The sequence below is a fragment of the Mesorhizobium sp. DxT genome (genome assembly GCF_058448885.1).
The window spans coordinates 37126-56209 of record NZ_JBZFLJ010000014.1; the positions used below are offsets into that span (position 1 = coordinate 37126).

The window sequence follows — 19084 nt, forward strand, 5'->3', positions numbered from 1 at the left end:
GAAAGGGAGGCTGGAAAGTTTCGGCGAAAATAGCGTTTTTGCGCAGCCGCACAACCGGATTCAAGCGGGCAGGCCTGTGGACAGGCCACATGCGGACCATGTCAGGCGCTTGGGAAAGGCTGCTCTCCGGCCTGCAAGGCTCGCTGATAGCGGGTTTCGAGTGCCATTGCGCCCCATATCAGTCCGATGAGCAGGTAAAAGTGCCGCCAGTGGTCCATGTCGATCACCGTCCCGAGCGCGATGTGACCGAGAAACGTCACATAGGCGCATAGCAGATAGGGTTGCCATGGCCTGTCGCGGAAGAGAATGCGGAAGCCGCCTGCCACGGTCGCTAGAACCAATGTGAAGAAGGAGGCAAACCCCAGCCAGCCATAGTTCATCAGCGAGGACAGCCACACATTGTGCGTGTCTTCTCCAAGGGTGCGGCCGAAGTTCAGCGGGCCGATGCCAAGCGGGTTCTCCGTCGCCATGCCGAACCCGATGGGGAAACGCGCGAAGCGGCCGAGCTGGCCACCATCGTAGTCCTGTACCAGCTTGGCTCTGGTAGAAAAAAGGTCCGACACGCCGGGCAACTGCATGGCGACGAGGATGGCGCCTGCGAGAATGATGACGGCAAGCCCCGCCATCAGCGCCACACGCAGCCTGAACAGTCCGCTGTTGCTTTGCAGGAAGAGGGCTGCCGTCAGCATCATCGATGCGGCCGCGAACAGGCCCCACGCGCCGCGCGAGAACGACAGGAATATCGCGGTGACGATTATGACGAAACTGATGGCATAGAGCGGTAGCCGCAGCGGATTTCCCGTCAGCAGCCGGTAGAGCACATAGATGCCCGGCAGAACCAGGAACGGACCGAAGACGTTGGGATCCTGGAACGCTCCGGTCGCGCGGTTGAACTTCGTGAAGACCTCCGCTCCGGGAAACAGGCCGAAATAGCCTGCGATGCCGAGCATTCCGGTTGCCAGCGCCGCGGCCACCCACGCGATGAAGATCAGCTTGTAGCGCCGGTGGTCCGCTTCAAGAATCGCCGTGAAGAATACAGCCGTGAAGGCGAGAAACAGCGAAACGGCCAGAAAGAGTGGCGTCGTGTAGAGATCGCCCATGGTCGTCATCGACAGAAGGCCGCCGATGTTGAAAGCGGCTAGCAGTGCAAGCAGCGCGACTGCATGGCGGGACAGCCGCAGTCCGAACAGGAACCACACGCCGATGAGGCCCGCCATGAAGAGCTCGTAGGGTGCGGGCTCGCGGATGACGAAGCCGAGCAGGAAAACCGCAAGCGCGACCGCCGACGATGCGACAAGCGAGAGCGCCTTGGCATGAACGAGCGTGCGCGGCAGGCCGTTGGCGGTGACCGTGCTCAATAGGCGTTCTCGGTGTTAAGCAGGCGAATCGGGGTCAACAGCAGTATCTTGAGGTCGAACCAGAGAGACCAGTTCTCGATGTAGTAGAGATCGTACTCGGTACGCATCTTGATCTTGTCGTCGTGATCGATCTCCCCGCGCCAGCCGTTGATCTGCGCCCAGCCGGTGACGCCGGGCTTGACCCGATGGCGCGCGAAATAGCCGTCGACCACCTCATGATAGAGGCGATTGTGCGACTGTGCGGATACGGCGTGCGGGCGCGGACCGACCAGGGAAAGGTTGCCGATCAGCGAATTGAAGAACTGAGGCAGTTCGTCGATGGAGGTCTTGCGGATGATGCGGCCGACGCGGGTCACGCGCGGATCGTTCTTGGTGACGGCGTTGCGTGCGGTCGGGTCGCATTGATCGACATACATCGAGCGGAACTTGTAGACGTCGATGACCTCGTTGTTGAAGCCGTGCCGCTTCTGCTTGAAGAACACCGGCCCCTTGCTCTCCAGCTTGATGGCGATGGCCGTCGCGATCATGATCGGTGAGAAAACGATGATACCGATGAGACTGAAGACGATGTCGAAAGCCCGCTTGGCTACCGAATCCCAGTCGTTGATCGGCCTGTCGAGCACATCGAGCATCGGCACGGAGCCGATGAACGAATAGGAGCGCGGCCGGAAGCGAAGCTGGTTGGAATGCGCGGACAGGCGAATGTCGACAGGGAGCACCCACAGCTTCTTCAGCAGCGACAGCACGCGTGCTTCAGCGGTGAGGGGAAGGGCGACGATAAGCATGTCGATCCGGGCGATGCGCGCGAATTCTATCAGCGCGCCGATATTGCCGAGCTTGGGGTAGCCGGCCACGATCGGCGGCGATCGGCGGTCGTCGCGGTCGTCGAAAATGCCGCAGATACGGATGTCGTTGTGAGGCTGCTGTTCGATGGAGCGGATGAGGGTCTCTGCGGTCTGGCCGCCGCCCACGATGACGGCGCGGCGCTCCATCGCCCCGTTTCTCGCCCAGCGGCGGACCATCCGCGCCATAACGAACCGCAGGATAAGCAAGAGCCCGAGCCCCGTGAAGAACCAGGACGCAAGCCAGAAGCGCGAGAAATCGGCCGAAACCTTGAGGAAGAAGCCGACCACGGTGGTCAATGCCAGCGTGCCGCCCCACACGAGGATGATGGTGCCGAGATTGTTCATCGGCTGGCGTAGGCGCGCTATCTGGTAGTTGTCGGTGATCTCGAGCAGGATCACGGCGACAGCCGATGTGCCCAGAATCAGCAGCGGATATTGCCACAGGAACGCATGGTGGACGTCGACATAGACCGCGTAGATCGCAAGCCCCGAAAGGGCGAGCAGGATAAACTCGACGAAGCGCAGGACACCGCTGACCATCACCGGCGACATGCTGTCTCGTCGATACTGGGTCGCGATCTGGCGCGCCGTCGGGTTCAGTTCGGCTGCGGCCGTGGGCGCTTCGCCCTCCTTGAAGGTGCGTATCGCCTGGCTGCTAAAGCGCATGGCGGGATCGTTCTCGGCCATCTTGTCTGCTCCCGGATCGCCGTTTCCCTATCAGAAAGCCGCTAAGGAAACATTGACGCGGGAGAGCGAGCCGCCGCGGACAGTTTTTAAGAGAGGCTGGCGCGATAGGCGTCTTCGACCTGTTGCGCCATCACGGCGGCCCCGAAGCGCGACCTCAGTTCCGTCTGGCTGGGCATTGCCGCTGCGAAGCAATGCTCGTCGCCGATTGCGCCGGCCATGCCCGCCGTCACACCCTCGACCGTGGGTGAAACCAGGGCGGGGGAGGCGGGATCGAATATTTCCGGAATGCCGCCGACGGTCGTGGCGATCATCGTCTTGCCGGCCGCCAGCGCTTCGAGCACGATATAGGGCATGGCCTCGGCGCGGGACGGGACCACGATGATCCGCCCGAGCGCAAACGCCTTGCGCGCCGGCATTGGCGGCAGAAACTGGACATGCTCTGCAAGACCGCGCTCGACCACCTGTGTCTTGTAGGATGGGAGGTCTGCGCCGTCGCCGACCATAACCGCCGAAAGCGGGCGGCCGACCTTGCCGGAAGCCGCGGCAAGCGCATCGATGAATATGTCGGGGCCCTTCAGGTCGCGCATCATGCCGATGTAGAGGAAATCGGCAGCCCCCGGATTGGCGGGTACCGGCTCGAATTCTTTGTCGTTGAGACCGTTGTAGACCAGGCTGGCCGCGCACGTCGGTTCGCCGATCTTCTCGACGAAGGTGCGCCGCTCATAGTCCGATACGAACAGCACATGGTCCGTGAAGCGGCCCAGCAGCCGCTCGATCGCAAACAGTATGCGCCCCTTCGGCGTTCCCGCGTCGTAATGGAGAACGCCGCCATGCGGGGAATAGAGGCGGGCTACGCGAAACCTGGAAACCCGCAGAAGTGAGCCGAAAACCCGCGCGAGCGCGCCGCCCTTGGCGCCATGCCCGTGCAGCACGTCCGGCCGCAATTCCTTGATAAGCTTGTAGGTGCGCCAACCGGCGGCGATGTCGCCCGGTCCGATGTGGCGGTGGATGGTGATGCGGGAGACGCCAAGCGCCAGCATTCCGCGAATCTCGTCGAAATAGTGCTCTTCCAGTTCCCCGCCGGTGGAGGAATCGCAGATGATACCGACCTGATGCCCCGCCGCCGCCTGGGCCGCGACCAGATCGCGCACATGGCGGAATATGCCGCCGACTGGCGAGCGAAAGCAGTGAATGATGCGCAGGCCGCTGGCCACGTTCTGGTCTTCCCGGCCTAGAAGAAGCGTTCGCGGACGTAGATCGTGTCGCCCGGCATCAGCGGGTCGGAGGTCGTCACCCGTCCTGTCATGACCTTGCCGTTGATGTCACGGGTTATGTCGACATTGTTCTGGTTGGCGCGCGGCGTGTAGCCGCCGGCAGCCGCCACCGCCTTGTGAACCGTCATACCGGGCACGTAGGAATACTGGCCGGCCGCACCCACTTCACCCATCACGAAGACAGGGCGGTAGCGATCGACTTCGACGGACACGTCGGGATCGCGCAGATATCCGTTGCGCAGCTTCTGCGCGATCTGGCCCTCGATCTGCTGGACGGTGTAGCCGCGGGCAGCGATCGCGCCGACAAGCGGAAAGGCGATGTAGCCCGACTGGTCGACGGCATAGGTGTTGGTCAGCGTTTCCTGCTCGAAGACCGTCACGCGGATCCGGTCGCCCGCATCGACGATATAGGGCTCATTGATCGCTTCGTGGAACGCTGCGGGGGCAGGGCGGTAGCCGGAACATCCCGCTAGAAATATCGAAATGGCTATCGCGGCTGCGAGATGACTTTTCATGACCTGCTGACGACCTTCCTGATGCCGCGATGAGCCGCGGCCGTGGATCGAACGAGGCATTTATCGTCTCGTTAAGGTTAATGGCCGGTAAAGCGGATGAGCTTTTCGGTGAATGTGGGGGGTTGAATTAACGGTCCATTAGCAAAGAAGAATGGACCGTTACCGCACGCTTAACTCGCCGGTTACCATGCGTCTTTACCATGCTGCCAAACGCGTAACCGGGGTTGAGGTAAATGTCTGAAGTACGACCGGCCGTCAGCGACGTCGATGTGGATCTGGCCCAGCTGTTCGGCAGCCTGCTGCGCAACTGGTTGCGCATTCTCGTGGTCGCCGTTGTGGTCGCGGCCGGCGCTTTCCTGCTGATGTCCATGGCAACCCCGCTCTATCGCGCCGAGACGCGAATACTCATCGAGAGCAGGGAATCCGTTTACACGCGACCCAGCACCGGCAATGCCGACGCTGACCGTCCGCTTCTCGACGAGGAGGGGATTGCCAGCCAGGTCGAGGTGATTTCGTCCGCGGACATCCTGCGCGACGTGGCGCGCAAGCTCGACCTTGCAAGTCTCGAAGAATTCGGCGGCACGGGGCAACGTTCGACGCTCGGTAATCTCCTGGTGCTTGTTGGTCTGCGCAGCGACGCCTCGCAGGCACCGACCGAGGAGCGCGTGCTGCAGGCCATGAACGAGAAGCTCGTCGTCTATCGCGTTGAGCGCTCGCGCGTCATCGTCGTTCAGTTCTCCTCGGAAGACCCCAAGCTGGCCGCGGCCGTCCCCAATGCGATCGCCGACGCCTATATTGCTGTCCAGGAGGCTGCCAAGCGGGCATCCAACTCGGAAGCGACCGACTGGCTGGAGCCGGAGATTGCCGATCTGCGGCAGCGCGTGAGAGAAGCTGAAGCGCGCGTGGCCGATTATCGTGCAAAGGCCGATCTGATGGTCGTGGGCCAGGGGAATTCGCTGCTCGCCACGCAGCAGCTTTCGGAGCTGTCGACGGAACTGAGCCGCGTTCGTGCGAACCGGTCTGCGGCTGAGGGCCGCGCCAGCGCCATTCGCGCCGCGCTCGATTCCGGGGAACGCGTCGATACCGTTGCCGACGTGCTCAACGCGCCGCTGGTGCAGCGGCTTCGCGAGCGCCAGGTGCAGATCGAGGCAGACCTCGCCAACCTTTCCGCCTCCCTGCTGAACAATCATCCGCGTATCCGCGCGCTCAATGCGCAGCTTGCCGAGACCGATCAGCAGCTTCGCCAGGAAGTGCAGAAGGTTCTGGCAAGTCTCGAAACGGAGGTTTCGACCGCGCAGGCCCGCGAGCAGCAGCTTATTGCGGATCTGAACACGCTGAAGGCGGAGTCGGCCCGAGCTGGCGAGGACGAAGTGGAACTGCGCGCGCTGGAGCGCGAGGCGACGGCGCAGCGGGCCTTGCTCGAATCGTACCTGACCCGTTATCGGGAAGCGGCATCGCGCGCCGACCGCAACTATTTGCCCGCCGATGCGCGTATTTTCTCGCGCGCCACGCCGCCCTTCAAGGCCTACTTCCCGAAGCCGCTGCCGATCATGATCGCGGCATTCGTGGCGACGATCCTGGTCGTGGCGGTGGTGCTGATGCTGCGTGAGCTGTTCAGCGGCCGTGCGATGCGTCCAGCGACGGGTTCGTTCGAGCCCGTCGAGCAGGTGGTCATGCCGGTTGTCGAACCGGAACTTTCGGACGAGGCGGAAGCCGAAACGGCCGAGGAAGTGACTGACGAAGACGAGCCCGAGGAAGTGAGGGCCGAGCGCCCGGATGATGAACTGTCGATCGACGCGGCCGCGGACCGCCTCGTTGCCAGCGGCGCCGTGCGCGCGATCTTCGTCTCGCCCGAGGGGGACGAGGCGGCGGCAACGTCGGTGATGGTCGCGCGCGCAGTCTGTGATGCTGGCCTACGTGTCCTGTTCCTCGATCTGACCGTGTCGGGTGCTGCATCGTCCTCGATGCTTGAGAGTAGCCGTTATCCGGGTATCACCAATCTGCTGGCTTCGGAGGCGCAGTTCGCCGACGTCATCCGCGGCGATCTCTATTCGGATTGCCATGTCATTCCAGTCGGCACCGCCGATGCGGAAAAGGCGATGCGCGCCTCCGACCGGCTGCCGATCATCATGGCTTCGCTGACGACGGCCTATGACATGGTTGTGGTCGAATGTGGCCCGACAAACGCGCACGGCATCAGCCGCGTCGTGGACGACGGTGCCGAGGTGCTGGTCAGCGTCATAGAGCCCGAGGATGAGGCGGTAGCCGATGTTGCGGCGGACCTGGCCGCCAATGGCTACGAGCATGTTCACATGGTCACGCCGGTCGGGCATATTCTGCCGCCGGCGCCGGAAGGCCGCTCCGCCGCGTAAGGGTCAGTCGTCGGACGCGGCCGGCTTCGCGCCGCCCGCCACGCCGGCACGCAGACGCTTCGTCAGCGCCCAGAGGGTCGCATTGGACTTGACCGCGCGCACTGCCCGGCTGCGCGCAATCTTCCAGCCGCGCAGCATACGCCCCTTCGTCGTCAGCGGCATCAGGGTGTCGAACTGGCGGGTTTCGAGATCGCACCAGCTTCTTTTGTAATCCTCGTCGCCGACGCTGAAATCGAAGAACTTCATGCCCTTGGCGCAGGCTTCTTCCATCGCGGTGTAGTCGAGGAAGAAGCCGGGGCTGATCTGCAGTTCGTCTTCCAGCATGGCGCTGAACTCGCAAACGACACCGTCTGCAACCACGCTCATGCCGTGGATGCCGCGGAGCACGCCGGCGACCTCGATGCCCGTCAGGATGAAGGGCGGGGCCGGTTGGCGAACCGCATCGGTAAACAGCTTGCGGAAGAATGCCTGTACGTCGGCGGGCTCGAAGACATTGGTTATGCCCTGCTTGCCGAAGCGCGCGGCCTTCAACTCGAAAAATGCGGTCATCAGGTGATCGACATCCTCGACGGTACGCGCCTCGATAAGCCGATGGCCGCCCGCTTCTTCGAAGCGCCGGAGCTGAAGCCGGAACTTCTTGCGTTTGCGCTTGCCGTTGTGGCGCGAAAGCATTTCGTCGAAGCCGCCCGATAGATCGACGGCCAGCGAGACGTTGGGGCTTTCGACCGTGGCAAGGCGTTGCAGCGGGTTCTCCCGGCCTTCCCATCGCGGGTTCTGCCGCTCGAGCAGGACGAGGTCGATGTCGGGCCGGGCTGCGTGCAGGGCATCAGACAGCGCTTGCGCCTCCGAGTCCGTCAGGGGGTGCGTGGCCGTGGGCGCCGTGGCGGCGAAATTGCCATTGGCATGACTACCGCCGATGAAGCGCGCGATGCCGAAGCCGCCCGAGCGAACAACCTCCAGCGCCAGCGATACCGCAGGCCTGCCGTCGCGGCTCACCGTTGTAATCAGTGCATCGGCCCCGGTGGCATCGATCCAGGATCGAACCCAGAGTGGGTGCTGGGCCTGTGCATGAACAGCGCTGGCGCAGAAGGCTTCGTAGTCGGAAAGCGCGGCTTCGTTTGCCGAGCGCACGTCGAGGCTGAAAGCAGCGCGCGTTGGGGCCGCCTTCCCATCGTTACGGGATGTTTCCGCTGCTCTTGTCGTCGCGCCGATGTCAACCATACCGCAATCCTTCGGCCCTAGAGTGGCCTCAACATCGAATGTCGCGGCCGAAATGTGCCATGCGGGCGGGAAGACTAGGCTGAAAAGGTGAATCAATGATCGACGCGCGCGAGAAAGCCCGAAAGCTGGTGCTCGGTGCGGGCTGGTGGTCGGGCCTCGCGGCGCTTTCGACGCCGTTGCTGGCTGGTGCCGGCGCGATACTGATGCTTCATCGGGTCCATAGGCATGCAACCTCGCCACTGGGGCTCAACAGCCATCTGTCGATCGAACCCGACTTTCTGGACCGTTTGCTCGCCGATCTGAAACGGCGCGGGCTGGCGCTGGTGTCGCTCGACGAGTTGCTCGAGCGGCTGCCGGCGGGTGGCCGGCGAGCCGTCGCGATCACGCTGGACGACGGCTGGCTCGACAATCTGACCGATGCGCTGCCCGTATTCGAAACGCACGATGCGCCGTTTACCGTCTACGTGGCCCCCGGGCTCACCAGCGGCGCGGTGGCACCATGGTGGGAGGTCGTGGAGGAGAAGGTGGCCCGCTCCGACGCGATCTATCTGCCTGAGGGCGAGGGTGGGGCAGCGCTCGCTTGCGCGGACCCCGCAGACAAACTTTCCGTTGCCCGCTCGTTGATGGAGCGGCTGACCAACGATGTGCCGGAGGCGGGACAGCAGGACTTTCTCCGGCAGATCGGCGCGCTGCCGGAAAGCACCGCGGATGGCCGGCGTTTTATGGATTGGGATGAAATCCGGGGACTTTCGGCGCATCCGCTTGCAACGATCGGTGCGCACACGATGCACCACTACAATCTGCGGCGGCTCGAGGAGCAGGTGGCGCTACGGGAAATGTCCGCCTCGGCCGCCGGCATAGAGGCCGAGACCGGCATGCGGCCTTCGCATTTCGCCTATCCCTACGGCTACGAACGAGCCGTGGGCGCACGTGAGGTGGCGCTTGCGCGGGAAGCAGGCTTTGCCTCTGCGGTGACGACGCGGCACGGCGTTTTGCATAAGGGACACGCGCATCACCTGCACGCGCTGCCGCGCATCTCGATCAATGGCAATTTCCAGCGTCTGAGCTATGTGCGTACGCTGCTGTCCGGTCTGACGACCCCGCTCAGCAACCGTGGGCGCCGGGTGGTAACGGTCTAGGTCAAAGCTGCGGGCCGGCTTTTGCGCGCGGCGGCTTCACCATCCACTTGATGATGACCATGGCCGGCAGCACCCACAAAAGCCCGGTGAAGAAGAAATAGGCGAGGTGGACCAGCGGGCCGGATTCGGCGAGTTGCGCGACGGCGATGATCGTGGCGAGGATCGCATAGACGGCGACTAGCAGCACCAGCAGTACAGTTCCGATCAGTTTCTTCAGGCGCACGGGCATTGGCATTTCCTTTGCGCGATCACATAGTCCGATCGGCCGGGCGGCGCAAATGCTTTGGTCGCGTGGGCTTTGCAGGCGCGACGGCGTGTCGCGTACGCGTTCCTTGCCTTGCAGACGGCGATGAGCCACGACACAACCGCCAAATTCCCTTGAGGACCAGCCGCATGGCAGACCACGCGCTTTCCGCAGATGAACCGCTCCGGACCAAGGACCGCGAGCAGCGCAACCGCCTCTATGTGCGCGTATGGCTCTACATCGTTCTGGTCGTGCTGCTGGCGCTGTTCCTCGTCGGCGGGGCGACGCGGCTCACGGGCTCTGGCCTCTCGATCACCGAGTGGAAGCCGATCCACGGCGTCATCCCGCCGCTCAACGAAGCCGAGTGGCAGGAAGAGTTCGAAAAATACCGGCAGATCCCGCAATACGAGCAGATCAACAAGGGCATGAGCCTTGGCGAATTCCAGACCATCTTCTGGTGGGAATGGGCGCACAGGCTGCTCGCGCGGGGTGTCGGCTTCCTGGTCGCGATCCCGCTCGCCTTCTTCTGGTTGACCGGGCGGCTCGAGAGCCGTCTGAAGCCCAGGCTGCTCGGACTGCTGGCGCTCGGCGGCCTGCAAGGCTTCATCGGCTGGTGGATGGTGGCCTCGGGCCTTTCGGAGCGCGTCTCCGTCAGCCAGTACCGGTTGGCCACGCACCTGATGCTGGCCTGCCTGATCTTTGCCGCGACGACGCTGATCGCGCGCGGGCTCGCGCCGCATTCGGCAGGGCCGGCGCGCCGGGAAACGCAGCGCTTTGCCGGCTGGATGCTGGTGCTGGTGTTCCTGCAGATCTATTTCGGAGCGCTGGTTGCCGGGCTGCATGCCGGCATGACGTTCAACACGTGGCCGCTGATGGACGGCAGGCTTTGGCCGGACCAGCTTCTGACGATGCAGCCGCTCTGGGCGAACTTCTTCGAGAACCCGAAGACGGTGCAGTTCATGCATCGGCTGGGCGCCTATATCGTTTTTGCGGCGGCAGCCTGGCACGCGGTCGCCACATGGCGGACCGAGCCCGGCTCGATGCATGCGCGGCGCGCCATCGTGCTTTTCCTGATTGTGTCGTTGCAGGCCGTGATCGGTATCGTCACGCTGCTTTCGGTCGTCAACCTGCACGCCGCGCTGACGCATCACGGCCTTGCGATCGTCGTGCTGGGTTTCGCAGCCGCGCATTGGCGCGGGACCAAGGGTGCCTATCCTCCCCAGACGGAGATTGCCGTCAGGACCTGACCTGCCGTCGCGCGGCCCCGACAGCGCGACCAACGGCGAGGCTGCGGTCGGCTTCCTCGTCATTCCCGTCTTCCAGATGCCACGAGGCGGAAAGCGCCGGGAATGCAAAGGCGTAGTCGAGCACTTTGCCGATGTCGCAGCGCAGGCTGTCGGCGAGGATCGTCGCCATCGACACGGCCCGTGTCTCGCTCGTCCGGAGTTCGGATTCCACGGGATTGTAGAAGAGATTGGCGATGTCGAAGGCCGGATCGCCGAGCACGCCTTTCGGATCGATGGCGAGCCGGCCGCGTGCCCCGTACAGAATGTTCTCGTGATGGATGTCGCCATGCAGCGGGCGTACGTCACGCTGGTTGGCCAGCAGCCGGGCGGCCACTTCCGCCGCCTCGACGAACTGGCTGCGCCGGCCTTCGCGGCGGTCTTCCTCGGCCTTCGCGAACAGGCTGGCGAAGTTGTCGGTCAGCGTCGTCAGCGAGGGCGGGGCAGGCAAGTCTCGCGTCGCATGAAGCCGCGCGACCACATCGGCCGCGATTGCCGTGGCCGCGTCGTCGCCATGGTCTTCCAGATGCGCGAGCAGTGTCCGCTCGCCGGCCCATTCCATTAGCGACAGGTCGCCGTGCTCATTAAGGAGGCGCACCGCCCCGTCGCCGTCGAGCCAGCGCAGGTAGTCATTGCCGCCGGGCACTTCCTTCTGCGCGAGGATGCTCGCCTGCTTGAGCGCAGCCGGCTGCCCGTCGGGCAGCGTGACACGCCAGACGCGGCCGCCGATCCCGTTGGAGAGCAGCCTCGGATCAGCGATGTCCCAACCGGCGGGAAGGGCAGGCGGCACTCAGGCCGCCTTGCCGAGCATGAGGTCCATGTTCTGGACGGCCGCACCAGACGCGCCCTTGCCAAGATTGTCGAGCACGGCGACGAGATTGGCCTGTCCACCGCCCTCGGTGCCGAAGACGAAGAGCTTCATGCGATCCGTATCGTTGAGCTCGGTCGGGTCGATGCGCGCCAGCTTGGCGCTCGTTTCGAGCGGCACGACCTCTACGATGTCCTGCCCGGCATAGTGCGCCGCAAGCGCCCCGTGCAGGTCGGCAAGCGTGGGCTGGCCGGCCATGTCCGCAAGGTGCAGCGGCACCTGGACGATCATGCCCTGCGCGAAGCGGCCGACGCTCGGCGAAAACAGCGGCCGGCGGTCGAGCAGGCCGTGCATCTGCAGTTCGGGCACGTGCTTGTGGCCGAGCGTGAGCCCGTACAGGAAGTGCGGCGCGGCTATGTGGTCGGCCGCGTCCTCGTTCTCCATCTGCGCGATCATCTGCTTGCCGCCGCCCGTGTAGCCGGAAACGGCGTTGACGGTGACGGGATAGTCGGCCGGAAGCAGCCTAGCCTGCCGCAGCGGCCGGATCAGCCCGATCGCACCGGTCGGATAGCATCCCGGATTGGCCACGAAGCGTGCTTCGGCGATCTTCGTTTTCTGCCCGGCATCCATCTCGGCAAAGCCGTAGGCCCAGTCGGGATTAACGCGGTTGGCGGTGGAGGTGTCGATCACGCGGGTGGAATTGTTGCCGTCGAGCATCGACACGGATTCGCGCGCCGCATCGTCCGGCAGGCACAGGATCGCGATGTCCGCCGTCTGCAGCATCTCCTGCCGCAGAGCCGGGTTGCGCCGCTCGGCCTCGGGAATCGAAAGCATGTCGAGGTCGCCGCGGTCGGCGAGCCGCTGCCGTATCTGCAGCCCGGTGGTGCCGTGTTCGCCGTCGATGAAGATTTTGGGTTTCATGGCTCGGTGTTCCGAAGTTCAGGAAAAACAGATGGTTGTGTTGGCGTCCGGAATCAATCCGGCAAGCGCTTGAATCGGTTTCTCATCGTCGGGCGCGCCGCTCTGCCAGAAGGCCGAGATAGTGCATGGCCACGGTAGCGCCGGCAATCGCCGTTACGTCCGCATGGTCATAGGCAGGCGCGACCTCGACGACGTCGGCGCCGACGATGTCGATGCCGCCCATCTGGCGCAGGATGGAAAGCGCCTTGGCGGTGGACGGGCCGCCGGCGACCGGCGTGCCCGTTCCCGGCGCGTAGGCGGGGTCGAGACAGTCGATGTCGAAGGTGACGTAGGTCTTCTTGCCGCCCGTGCGCTCGTGGATCGCGTAGGCGACGTCGGCCGCCTTCATGTCCTCCAGCTCGTAGCCGTGGATGATCTTGATGCCGCAATCCTCGGGCGCGTGGGTCCGGATGCCGATCTGGATCGACCGCGCAGGATCGATGATGCCCGCCCGTACGGCGCGCGCGACGAAGGAGCCGTGGTCGATGCGCTTGTCGTCGTCGAACCATGTGTCCTGGTGCGCATCGAACTGCACCAGCGCCAGCGGCCCGTGCTTGGCGGCATGCGCCTTGAGCAGCGGCCAGGTGACGAAATGGTCGCCACCCAGCGACAGCAGGAAATCCGTGTGCTTGAGGATCTTCGCCGCTTCCCGCTCGATGGTCGCCGGCGTCTTCTGGTGATTGCCGTAGTCGAGCAGGCAGTCGCCATAGTCGACCACCGCCATCGCCTCGAACAGGTCGATGCCGAACGGATATTGCGGGTCGACGTCGAAGATCGACGATGCGCGCCGGATCGCCTGCGGCCCGAAACGCGCGCCCGGTCTGTTGGATACCGCTGCGTCGAAGGGGATGCCCCACACCACGGCGTCGGCGCCCTTTACATCCTTGGTGAAGCGGCGGCGCATGAACGACAGCGCGCCGGCATAGGTCGGCTCAGGCTCGCTCCCCACGGATTTGCGTGCGGTGAAGGCGCGGTCGATGGCATTCGAGGGCATTGATCCGTCTCCAGTCTCTCCGGCGCGGCAAGGTATTGGCCGAATGCGACGTTCTGGCAACAAAAAAGCGGGCCCGAAGGCCCGCTTTCCGTCTGTCCGATAATCGAGCGGCTTAGCGCTTCGAGAACTGGAACGAGCGGCGGGCCTTCGCCTTGCCGTACTTCTTTCGCTCGACCGTGCGGCTGTCGCGGGTCAGGAAGCCGCCCTTCTTGAGCACGCCGCGCAGCGTCGGCTCGTAGTAGGTGAGCGCCTTGGAAATGCCGTGACGAACGGCACCGGCCTGGCCGGACAGCCCGCCGCCGACAACCGTGGCGATGACATCGTACTGGCCATTGCGGTTGGTCGCGACGATCGGCTGCTGCAGGATCATCTGCAGGACCGGACGGGCGAAGTACTTGTCGTACTCCTTGTCGTTGACGACGATCTTGCCGGTGCCCGGCTTCACCCAGACGCGCGCGATGGCGTCCTTGCGCTTGCCGGTCGCGTAGGCGCGGCCGTGGGCGTCGAGCTTCTGGACGTGTACGGGCGCTGCCGTCTCGGCCGTCTCGGTCGCCTGGCCGAGCTGCTCGGCGAGAGTGGAAAGGTCAGCCATTATGCGGCCCTCTTGTTCTTGGGATTGAGCGCTGCGACGTCGAGCGTCTCGGGCTGCTGGGCCTCGTGCGGATGCTCGGCGCCGGCATAGACGCGCAGGTTCTTCATCTGGCGACGGCCGAGCGGACCGCGCGGGATCATGCGTTCAATCGCCTTCTCGACCACGCGCTCGGGGAAGCGGCCTTCGAGCAGGTCGCGCGCGGTGCGCTCCTTGATGCCGCCCGGATGGCCGGTGTGCCAGTAATACATCTTGTCGGTGTACTTCTTGCCGGTCAGCACCACCTTGTCGGCGTTGATGATGATGACGTTGTCGCCATCGTCGACGTGGGGCGTGAAGGTCGGCTTGTGCTTGCCGCGGAGACGGTTGGCGACGATGGAGGCGAGACGGCCGACGACGAGACCCTCGGCGTCGATCAGCACCCACTTCTTCACCACGTCCGCAGGCTTCTGCGAAAAGGTTGTCATGGTCTTTGCTTTCGGTTCGGACCTTCCGTCCGGGGACGGAAAGGCGTTTCTTGTTGCTTGTGTTGGGTTGGACAAAGGCGTCCGGCCAACATGAAAGAAGCGGCCCGTAGACGGACCGCGACCTTCGCGGTGGCTTATAGGCGCAGCCGAAAGACCCGTCAAGCGCATGTTTTTGTAGGCGGGGTCAGAAAATCAAACAAAAACAAACGGTTATAAATAAGGTGTTATAATACCGTACCCAAAATCGTACAGTTGATGGCGTCAGCGCTTCGGCGGGATCGAATAGGTGCCCGTAGCATGGGCGACGACCAGCTTTTCCGGGCCCGTCGTCATGGCGATGTCGAAGACCATCAGGCTGCGGCCGAGCTTGAGAATGCGGCAGTGCCCGTCGATTGGTCCGGCTTCCGCCTTGCGCATGAAATTGATGTTGAGGTTGGTCGTGACCGACAGCGCATCCGGACCTGCATGGGAGAGAACGCAGACATAGCCGCCGATGTCGGCCAGCGTGAAGAGGGAAGGGCCCGAAACCGTGTTGCCGGGGCGCAGGTGGCGTTCCCCGGCATTGAGCCGCACCGTGCAGCCGCCAGGAAAGACGTCGGTTGCGAGATAATCGGAAAAGTCGTCGTTGAGCTGCGGGTAGACCTGTTTGAGGAAGGTGTTGACCTCATCCGCCGTCATCACCGGGTTCATGGCGTTCATCGTCGGGCTCCTCCCCGTGGCTTCCGTTTGCGTAAACGTCAAACCGGACTTTCCTCATTTCTCCGCTTTCCTTCAACCCGCCCCGTGCTAGTTTCCCGGGCAAAGTGCGGGCTCGGCCCCGCGACGGATGATGGAGGATGAAATGGCGGAAGTCGTTGCGATGCGCAGGGACGAGCAGCAGGACGGGCCGGTACGGGCGGCATTCGCCGACGGCATCCTGAGGCTGACGCTCTCCAACCCTCCGGCGAACGCCCTTTCGCTGGCGACGATCGCCGCAATGCGCAGCGAACTTGACGCCGCCCGCGAGGACAAGGCGGTGCGCGTGGTCATCATCGCCGCCGCCGGCAAGGTGTTCTGCGCCGGGCACGACTTGAAGGAACTGACCGCGCATCGCGCCGACGCCGACAGGGGACGCGAGTTCTACCAGCGCACGATGGAAGACTGTGCGCAGCTCATGCAGGCGATCGTGCGGCTGCCCAAGCCGGTGATCGCCGAGGTGGATGGCACGGCGACGGCCGCCGGCTGCCAGCTCGTCGCAAGCTGTGACCTCGCGATCGCGTCCGACCACGCGACCTTCGCCACGCCGGGTGTCAATATCGGCCTTTTCTGCTCGACGCCGATGGTGGCGCTGTCGCGGAACGTGTCGCGCAAGCATGCGATGGAGATGCTGCTGACAGGCGAGACGATCGACGCCTCGTCGGCCCGCGAGTTCGGGCTCATCAACCGGGTGGTGCCGCGCGAGTACCTGAATCAGGTCGTGACGAAATACGCCCAAACCATTGCTTCCAAATCGCCTTTGACACTGAAGATCGGCAAGGAAGCGTTCTACGAGCAGGCTGAAATGGGCCTCGCAGACGCCTATGACTACGCCGCCAAGGTGATGGTCGAGAACATGCTGGCCCGTGACGCCGAAGAAGGCATCGGCGCCTTCGTGGAGAAGCGCAAGCCGCAGTGGACTGGCGAATAGGATGGCAAGGATCAGTCGTTTCGAAGAAGCCGACCGAGAGAGGATGGCGCTTCATGATCCTGTTGAAGCAACACTATATCGGTACGAATTGGATGGGCGTCGATTAATCCAGATCGATACGTTTGGGCGTAGGGAGCGGGAACTGCCTGGAAAGTTAAGCCAGTCTATTCAGCTTGACGAAGATTCCGCGCGTCAACTGTTCGAGATATTGAAGGACCATTTCGCTTTCCGATGAAGATGGAGCCGCGCATATCGATCGTGACGCTCGGCGTCACCGATCTTGACCGGGCCGTCGCCTTCTATGAGGCGATGGGGCTGGAGCGGCACGAGAAATTCACCGAAGGGGTGGCCTTCTTCCAGATGGGCGGCGTGATCATGGCGCTATGGCCGCGCGAGGAACTGGCGCGGGATGCCGGTGTGCCGTACCGCAGCGCGCCGGGCGTCGCTGTTCAGGAAGGAAAAGCAGCGCCGTTCCAGCCGCCGGAGCAGCCGTTCGCGGGCGTTGCCCTGGCCTACAACACCCGCACGCCCGAAGATGTGCTGGACGTGCTGACGCGGGCCGAGAAGGCCGGCGGCCGCGTTCTCAAACAGGCAGGGCGTGCTTTCTGGGGCGGCGTGCAAGGCTATTTCGAGGATACCGAGGGCAATCTCTGGGAGGTTGCCTTCAATCCGGATTTTTCCATCGACGAGGAAGGGCGAATTTCGCTGCCTGCATGAACCACGATTCCTACGACAACGCCTACATCGCCGACATCCTCAACACAACAAAGACGATCGCCGTGGTGGGCGCCTCCGCCAATGAGGTGCGCCCGTCCTTCTTCGTCACCAAGTACCTGATCGACAAGGGCTACACGGTCTTCCCGATCAATCCCGGCCATGCGGGCAAGGAAATCCTCGGTCGGATGACCTATGCGCGTCTCGCCGATGTGCCGGAGCCGATCGACATGGTCGACATCTTCCGCGCCTCGGCGGCGGTGCCGGCGATCGTCGACGAGGTGCTGGCGCTCGACCCGTTGCCCAAGGTCATCTGGATGCAGCTCACCGTGCGCCATGACGAGGCCGCGGCCCGCGCCGAAGCCGCCGGCATCAAGGTGGTGATGAATCGCTGCCCCAAGATCGAATATGGCCGACTTTCGGGCGAAATCGGCTGGAACGGCGTCAACAGCCGGGTCATCTCGTCCAAGAAGCCGGTGATGCGCCAGGGCTTCCAGAGCTTCGGCATTCGCCAGCGGTAAGCGGAAAGGAATTTCGCTTTTCCAGGCTTTCCATGCCGGAATCTGCGCCGCGATCGCTTGAGACGGAAAAATCGTCTTTGCCTTTGTTCGCAGGCTTTGCGATCAATGCGGCCGGTTTGTAAATTGTCAGGAGGAACTCATGTCCCAGCGCACGCCCGGCTTCAACACGCTTGCAATCCATGCGGGAGCCCAGCCGGACCCGGCGACCGGCGCGCGCGCCACGCCAATCTACCAGACGACGGCCTATGTCTTCGACGACGTCGATCATGCCGCGTCGCTGTTTGGGCTCAAGGCCTTCGGCAACATCTACACCCGCATCATGAACCCCACGCAGGCGGTGCTCGAGGAACGGGTCGCCGCGCTCGAGGGCGGCACCGCGGCGGTTGCCACGGCTTCCGGCCATGCGGCGCAGCTTCTCGTCTTCCATACGCTGATGCGGCCGGGCGACAACTTCGTCGCCGCAAACAAGCTCTATGGCGGCTCGATCAACCAGTTCGGCCATGCCTTCAAGAATTTCGGCTGGGAGGTGCGCTGGGCCGATCCGGCGGACCCCGAGAGCTTTGAGAAGCAAATAGACGGCAACACGCGCGCGATCTTCATCGAGAGCCTCGCCAATCCGGGCGGCACCTTCGTCGACATCGAGAAGATCGGCGACATTGCGCGAAAGCACGGCCTGCCGCTGATCGTCGACAACACCATGGCAAGCCCGTACCTGCTGCGGCCGATCGAGCACGGCGCCGACATCGTCGTGCACTCGCTGACCAAGTTCATCGGCGGTCACGGCAATTCTATGGGCGGTATCGTCGTCGATGGCGGCACCTTCGACTGGTCGAAGTCGGGCAACTATCCGATGCTGTCCGAGCCGCGCCCCGAATATGCCGGGCTGGTGCTGCACGAGACCTTCGGCAATTTCGCCTTCGCCATTGCCTGCCGGGTGCTGGGACTGCGCGATTTCGGCCCCTCGATCTCGCCGATGAACGCCTTCCTCATCGCCACGGGGCTGGAGACGCTGCCGCTGCGCATGCAGCGCCACTGCGACAACGCGCTGAAGGTGGCCGAGTGGCTGACGAAGCACGACAAGGTCGCCTGGGTATCCTATCCCGGCCTGCCGTCGGACCCGAACCACGCGCTGATGAAGAAATATTCGCCCAACGGTGCCGGTGCGGTCTTCACCTTTGGCCTGAAGGGCGGCTTCGAGGCCGGCGTCAAGGTGGTGGAAGGCGTGGAGCTGTTCTCCCACCTTGCCAATATCGGCGACACCAAGTCCCTCGTCATCCATCCGGCATCCACCACCCACCGCCAGCTCAGTGACGAGCAGAAGACGGCGGCCGGTGCCGGCAACGACGTGATCCGCCTGTCGGTGGGCATCGAGGACGTCGCCGACATAATCGCCGATCTGGAGCAGGCTCTCGCCAAGGCATAACGCC

Annotated in this window: 19 protein-coding genes; 7 read left to right on the forward strand and 12 right to left on the reverse strand. The window is 63.7% G+C overall.

Annotated elements, in window-relative coordinates; all coding sequences use genetic code 11:
• Nucleotides 1-101: 101 nt before the first annotated feature.
• The 4 genes from ACVJNE_RS21820 to ACVJNE_RS21835 all read right to left on the reverse strand — a co-directional run bounded on the left by ACVJNE_RS21820 (nt 102) and on the right by ACVJNE_RS21835 (nt 4679).
• Entirely contained in the window at nt 102-1358 is a 1257-nt protein-coding gene (locus ACVJNE_RS21820; protein ID WP_499568886.1) for an O-antigen ligase family protein, read from the reverse strand.
• Nucleotides 1355-2890 (reverse strand): undecaprenyl-phosphate glucose phosphotransferase, encoded by a 1536-nt coding sequence (locus tag ACVJNE_RS21825; protein ID WP_499568887.1) that lies wholly within the window; start codon nt 2888-2890, stop codon nt 1355-1357. The genes ACVJNE_RS21820 and ACVJNE_RS21825 overlap by 4 nt, the downstream gene beginning before the upstream one ends.
• Before the next feature lie 86 nt (nt 2891-2976).
• A complete protein-coding gene (locus ACVJNE_RS21830) occupies nt 2977-4104 on the reverse strand; it encodes a glycosyltransferase family 4 protein (protein WP_499568888.1) in 1128 nt (375 codons plus the stop codon).
• Between the two features lie 17 nt (nt 4105-4121).
• Nucleotides 4122-4679, reverse strand: a complete 558-nt coding sequence (locus ACVJNE_RS21835; protein WP_368804956.1) for a polysaccharide biosynthesis/export family protein — start codon at nt 4677-4679, stop codon at nt 4122-4124.
• Nucleotides 4680-4912: 233 nt separating this feature from the next.
• Between ACVJNE_RS21835 and ACVJNE_RS21840 the strand changes: the two genes are divergently transcribed.
• The gene (locus ACVJNE_RS21840; protein ID WP_499568889.1) at nt 4913-7051 is read left to right on the forward strand and encodes a GumC family protein; all 2139 of its coding nucleotides are present in this window, start codon (nt 4913-4915) and stop codon (nt 7049-7051) included.
• 3 nt (nt 7052-7054) lie between these two features.
• Here ACVJNE_RS21840 and ACVJNE_RS21845 read toward each other — a convergent pair whose 3' ends face one another.
• Nucleotides 7055-8272, reverse strand: a complete 1218-nt coding sequence (locus ACVJNE_RS21845; protein ID WP_499568890.1) for a GNAT family N-acetyltransferase — start codon at nt 8270-8272, stop codon at nt 7055-7057.
• A gap of 95 nt (nt 8273-8367) precedes the next feature.
• Between ACVJNE_RS21845 and ACVJNE_RS21850 the strand changes: the two genes are divergently transcribed.
• Entirely contained in the window at nt 8368-9411 is a 1044-nt protein-coding gene (locus ACVJNE_RS21850; protein ID WP_499568891.1) for a polysaccharide deacetylase family protein, read from the forward strand.
• A 1-nt stretch (nt 9412) separates the two neighbouring features.
• Here ACVJNE_RS21850 and ACVJNE_RS21855 read toward each other — a convergent pair whose 3' ends face one another.
• A complete protein-coding gene (locus ACVJNE_RS21855; RefSeq protein ID WP_421929716.1) occupies nt 9413-9640 on the reverse strand; it encodes a DUF2842 domain-containing protein in 228 nt (75 codons plus the stop codon).
• Between the two features lie 164 nt (nt 9641-9804).
• Between ACVJNE_RS21855 and ACVJNE_RS21860 the strand changes: the two genes are divergently transcribed.
• Nucleotides 9805-10902 (forward strand): COX15/CtaA family protein, encoded by a 1098-nt coding sequence (locus ACVJNE_RS21860; RefSeq protein WP_499568892.1) that lies wholly within the window; start codon nt 9805-9807, stop codon nt 10900-10902.
• Here the strand turns inward: ACVJNE_RS21860 and ACVJNE_RS21865 are convergent.
• From ACVJNE_RS21865 to ACVJNE_RS21890, 6 genes are all read right to left on the reverse strand, one after another.
• The gene (locus ACVJNE_RS21865; RefSeq protein ID WP_499568893.1) at nt 10892-11728 is read right to left on the reverse strand and encodes an aminoglycoside phosphotransferase family protein; all 837 of its coding nucleotides are present in this window, start codon (nt 11726-11728) and stop codon (nt 10892-10894) included. The genes ACVJNE_RS21860 and ACVJNE_RS21865 overlap by 11 nt on opposite strands.
• The gene (gene argC, locus ACVJNE_RS21870) at nt 11729-12667 is read right to left on the reverse strand and encodes an N-acetyl-gamma-glutamyl-phosphate reductase (RefSeq protein WP_499568894.1); all 939 of its coding nucleotides are present in this window, start codon (nt 12665-12667) and stop codon (nt 11729-11731) included.
• Between the two features lie 82 nt (nt 12668-12749).
• On the reverse strand, nt 12750-13700 hold the full coding sequence (speB, locus tag ACVJNE_RS21875) for an agmatinase (RefSeq protein ID WP_499568895.1): 951 nt from the start codon (nt 13698-13700) through the stop codon (nt 12750-12752).
• 112 nt (nt 13701-13812) lie between these two features.
• Nucleotides 13813-14292, reverse strand: a complete 480-nt coding sequence (gene rpsI, locus ACVJNE_RS21880) for a 30S ribosomal protein S9 (protein ID WP_368804900.1) — start codon at nt 14290-14292, stop codon at nt 13813-13815.
• Nucleotides 14292-14756: a 50S ribosomal protein L13 gene (gene rplM / locus ACVJNE_RS21885; RefSeq protein WP_173190836.1), complete on the reverse strand. Its 465-nt coding sequence runs from the start codon at nt 14754-14756 to the stop codon at nt 14292-14294. The genes rpsI and rplM overlap by 1 nt, the downstream gene beginning before the upstream one ends.
• 261 nt (nt 14757-15017) lie before the next feature.
• A complete protein-coding gene (locus ACVJNE_RS21890; protein ID WP_039710419.1) occupies nt 15018-15455 on the reverse strand; it encodes a PaaI family thioesterase in 438 nt (145 codons plus the stop codon).
• A 142-nt stretch (nt 15456-15597) separates the two neighbouring features.
• On the opposite strand from ACVJNE_RS21890, the gene ACVJNE_RS21895 reads away from it, so the two are divergent.
• From ACVJNE_RS21895 to ACVJNE_RS21910, 4 genes are all read left to right on the forward strand, one after another.
• Nucleotides 15598-16422 carry an enoyl-CoA hydratase gene (locus tag ACVJNE_RS21895; RefSeq protein WP_173190838.1) on the forward strand — a complete coding sequence of 275 codons (825 nt, stop codon included), beginning with the start codon at nt 15598-15600 and terminating at the stop codon, nt 16420-16422.
• Nucleotides 16423-16659: 237 nt separating this feature from the next.
• Nucleotides 16660-17139: a VOC family protein gene (locus ACVJNE_RS21900; protein WP_499568946.1), complete on the forward strand. Its 480-nt coding sequence runs from the start codon at nt 16660-16662 to the stop codon at nt 17137-17139.
• On the forward strand, nt 17136-17657 hold the full coding sequence (locus ACVJNE_RS21905; protein WP_499568896.1) for a CoA-binding protein: 522 nt from the start codon (nt 17136-17138) through the stop codon (nt 17655-17657). Before ACVJNE_RS21900 ends, ACVJNE_RS21905 begins: the two co-directional genes overlap by 4 nt.
• A 139-nt stretch (nt 17658-17796) precedes the next feature.
• Entirely contained in the window at nt 17797-19080 is a 1284-nt protein-coding gene (locus tag ACVJNE_RS21910; protein WP_499568897.1) for an O-acetylhomoserine aminocarboxypropyltransferase, read from the forward strand.
• Nucleotides 19081-19084 lie beyond the last annotated feature (4 nt).

What these genes read in the sequence shown, in the direction of transcription:
- ACVJNE_RS21825 (WP_499568887.1), bottom strand. Translation starts at nt 2,890, where the DNA reads ATGGCCGAGAACGATCCCGCCATGCGCTTTAGCAGCCAGGCGATACGC.
- ACVJNE_RS21845 (WP_499568890.1), bottom strand. Translation starts at nt 8,272, where the DNA reads ATGGTTGACATCGGCGCGACGACAAGAGCAGCGGAAACATCCCGTAAC.
- ACVJNE_RS21890 (WP_039710419.1), bottom strand. Translation starts at nt 15,455, where the DNA reads ATGAACGCCATGAACCCGGTGATGACGGCGGATGAGGTCAACACCTTC.
- rpsI (WP_368804900.1), bottom strand. Translation starts at nt 14,292, where the DNA reads ATGGCTGACCTTTCCACTCTCGCCGAGCAGCTCGGCCAGGCGACCGAG.
- ACVJNE_RS21895 (WP_173190838.1), top strand. Translation starts at nt 15,598, where the DNA reads ATGGCGGAAGTCGTTGCGATGCGCAGGGACGAGCAGCAGGACGGGCCG.
- argC (WP_499568894.1), bottom strand. Translation starts at nt 12,667, where the DNA reads ATGAAACCCAAAATCTTCATCGACGGCGAACACGGCACCACCGGGCTG.
- ACVJNE_RS21855 (WP_421929716.1), bottom strand. Translation starts at nt 9,640, where the DNA reads ATGCCCGTGCGCCTGAAGAAACTGATCGGAACTGTACTGCTGGTGCTG.
- ACVJNE_RS21850 (WP_499568891.1), top strand. Translation starts at nt 8,368, where the DNA reads ATGATCGACGCGCGCGAGAAAGCCCGAAAGCTGGTGCTCGGTGCGGGC.
- rplM (WP_173190836.1), bottom strand. Translation starts at nt 14,756, where the DNA reads ATGACAACCTTTTCGCAGAAGCCTGCGGACGTGGTGAAGAAGTGGGTG.
- ACVJNE_RS21910 (WP_499568897.1), top strand. Translation starts at nt 17,797, where the DNA reads ATGTCCCAGCGCACGCCCGGCTTCAACACGCTTGCAATCCATGCGGGA.
- ACVJNE_RS21860 (WP_499568892.1), top strand. Translation starts at nt 9,805, where the DNA reads ATGGCAGACCACGCGCTTTCCGCAGATGAACCGCTCCGGACCAAGGAC.
- ACVJNE_RS21840 (WP_499568889.1), top strand. Translation starts at nt 4,913, where the DNA reads ATGTCTGAAGTACGACCGGCCGTCAGCGACGTCGATGTGGATCTGGCC.
- speB (WP_499568895.1), bottom strand. Translation starts at nt 13,700, where the DNA reads ATGCCCTCGAATGCCATCGACCGCGCCTTCACCGCACGCAAATCCGTG.
- ACVJNE_RS21900 (WP_499568946.1), top strand. Translation starts at nt 16,660, where the DNA reads ATGGAGCCGCGCATATCGATCGTGACGCTCGGCGTCACCGATCTTGAC.
- ACVJNE_RS21835 (WP_368804956.1), bottom strand. Translation starts at nt 4,679, where the DNA reads ATGAAAAGTCATCTCGCAGCCGCGATAGCCATTTCGATATTTCTAGCG.
- ACVJNE_RS21905 (WP_499568896.1), top strand. Translation starts at nt 17,136, where the DNA reads ATGAACCACGATTCCTACGACAACGCCTACATCGCCGACATCCTCAAC.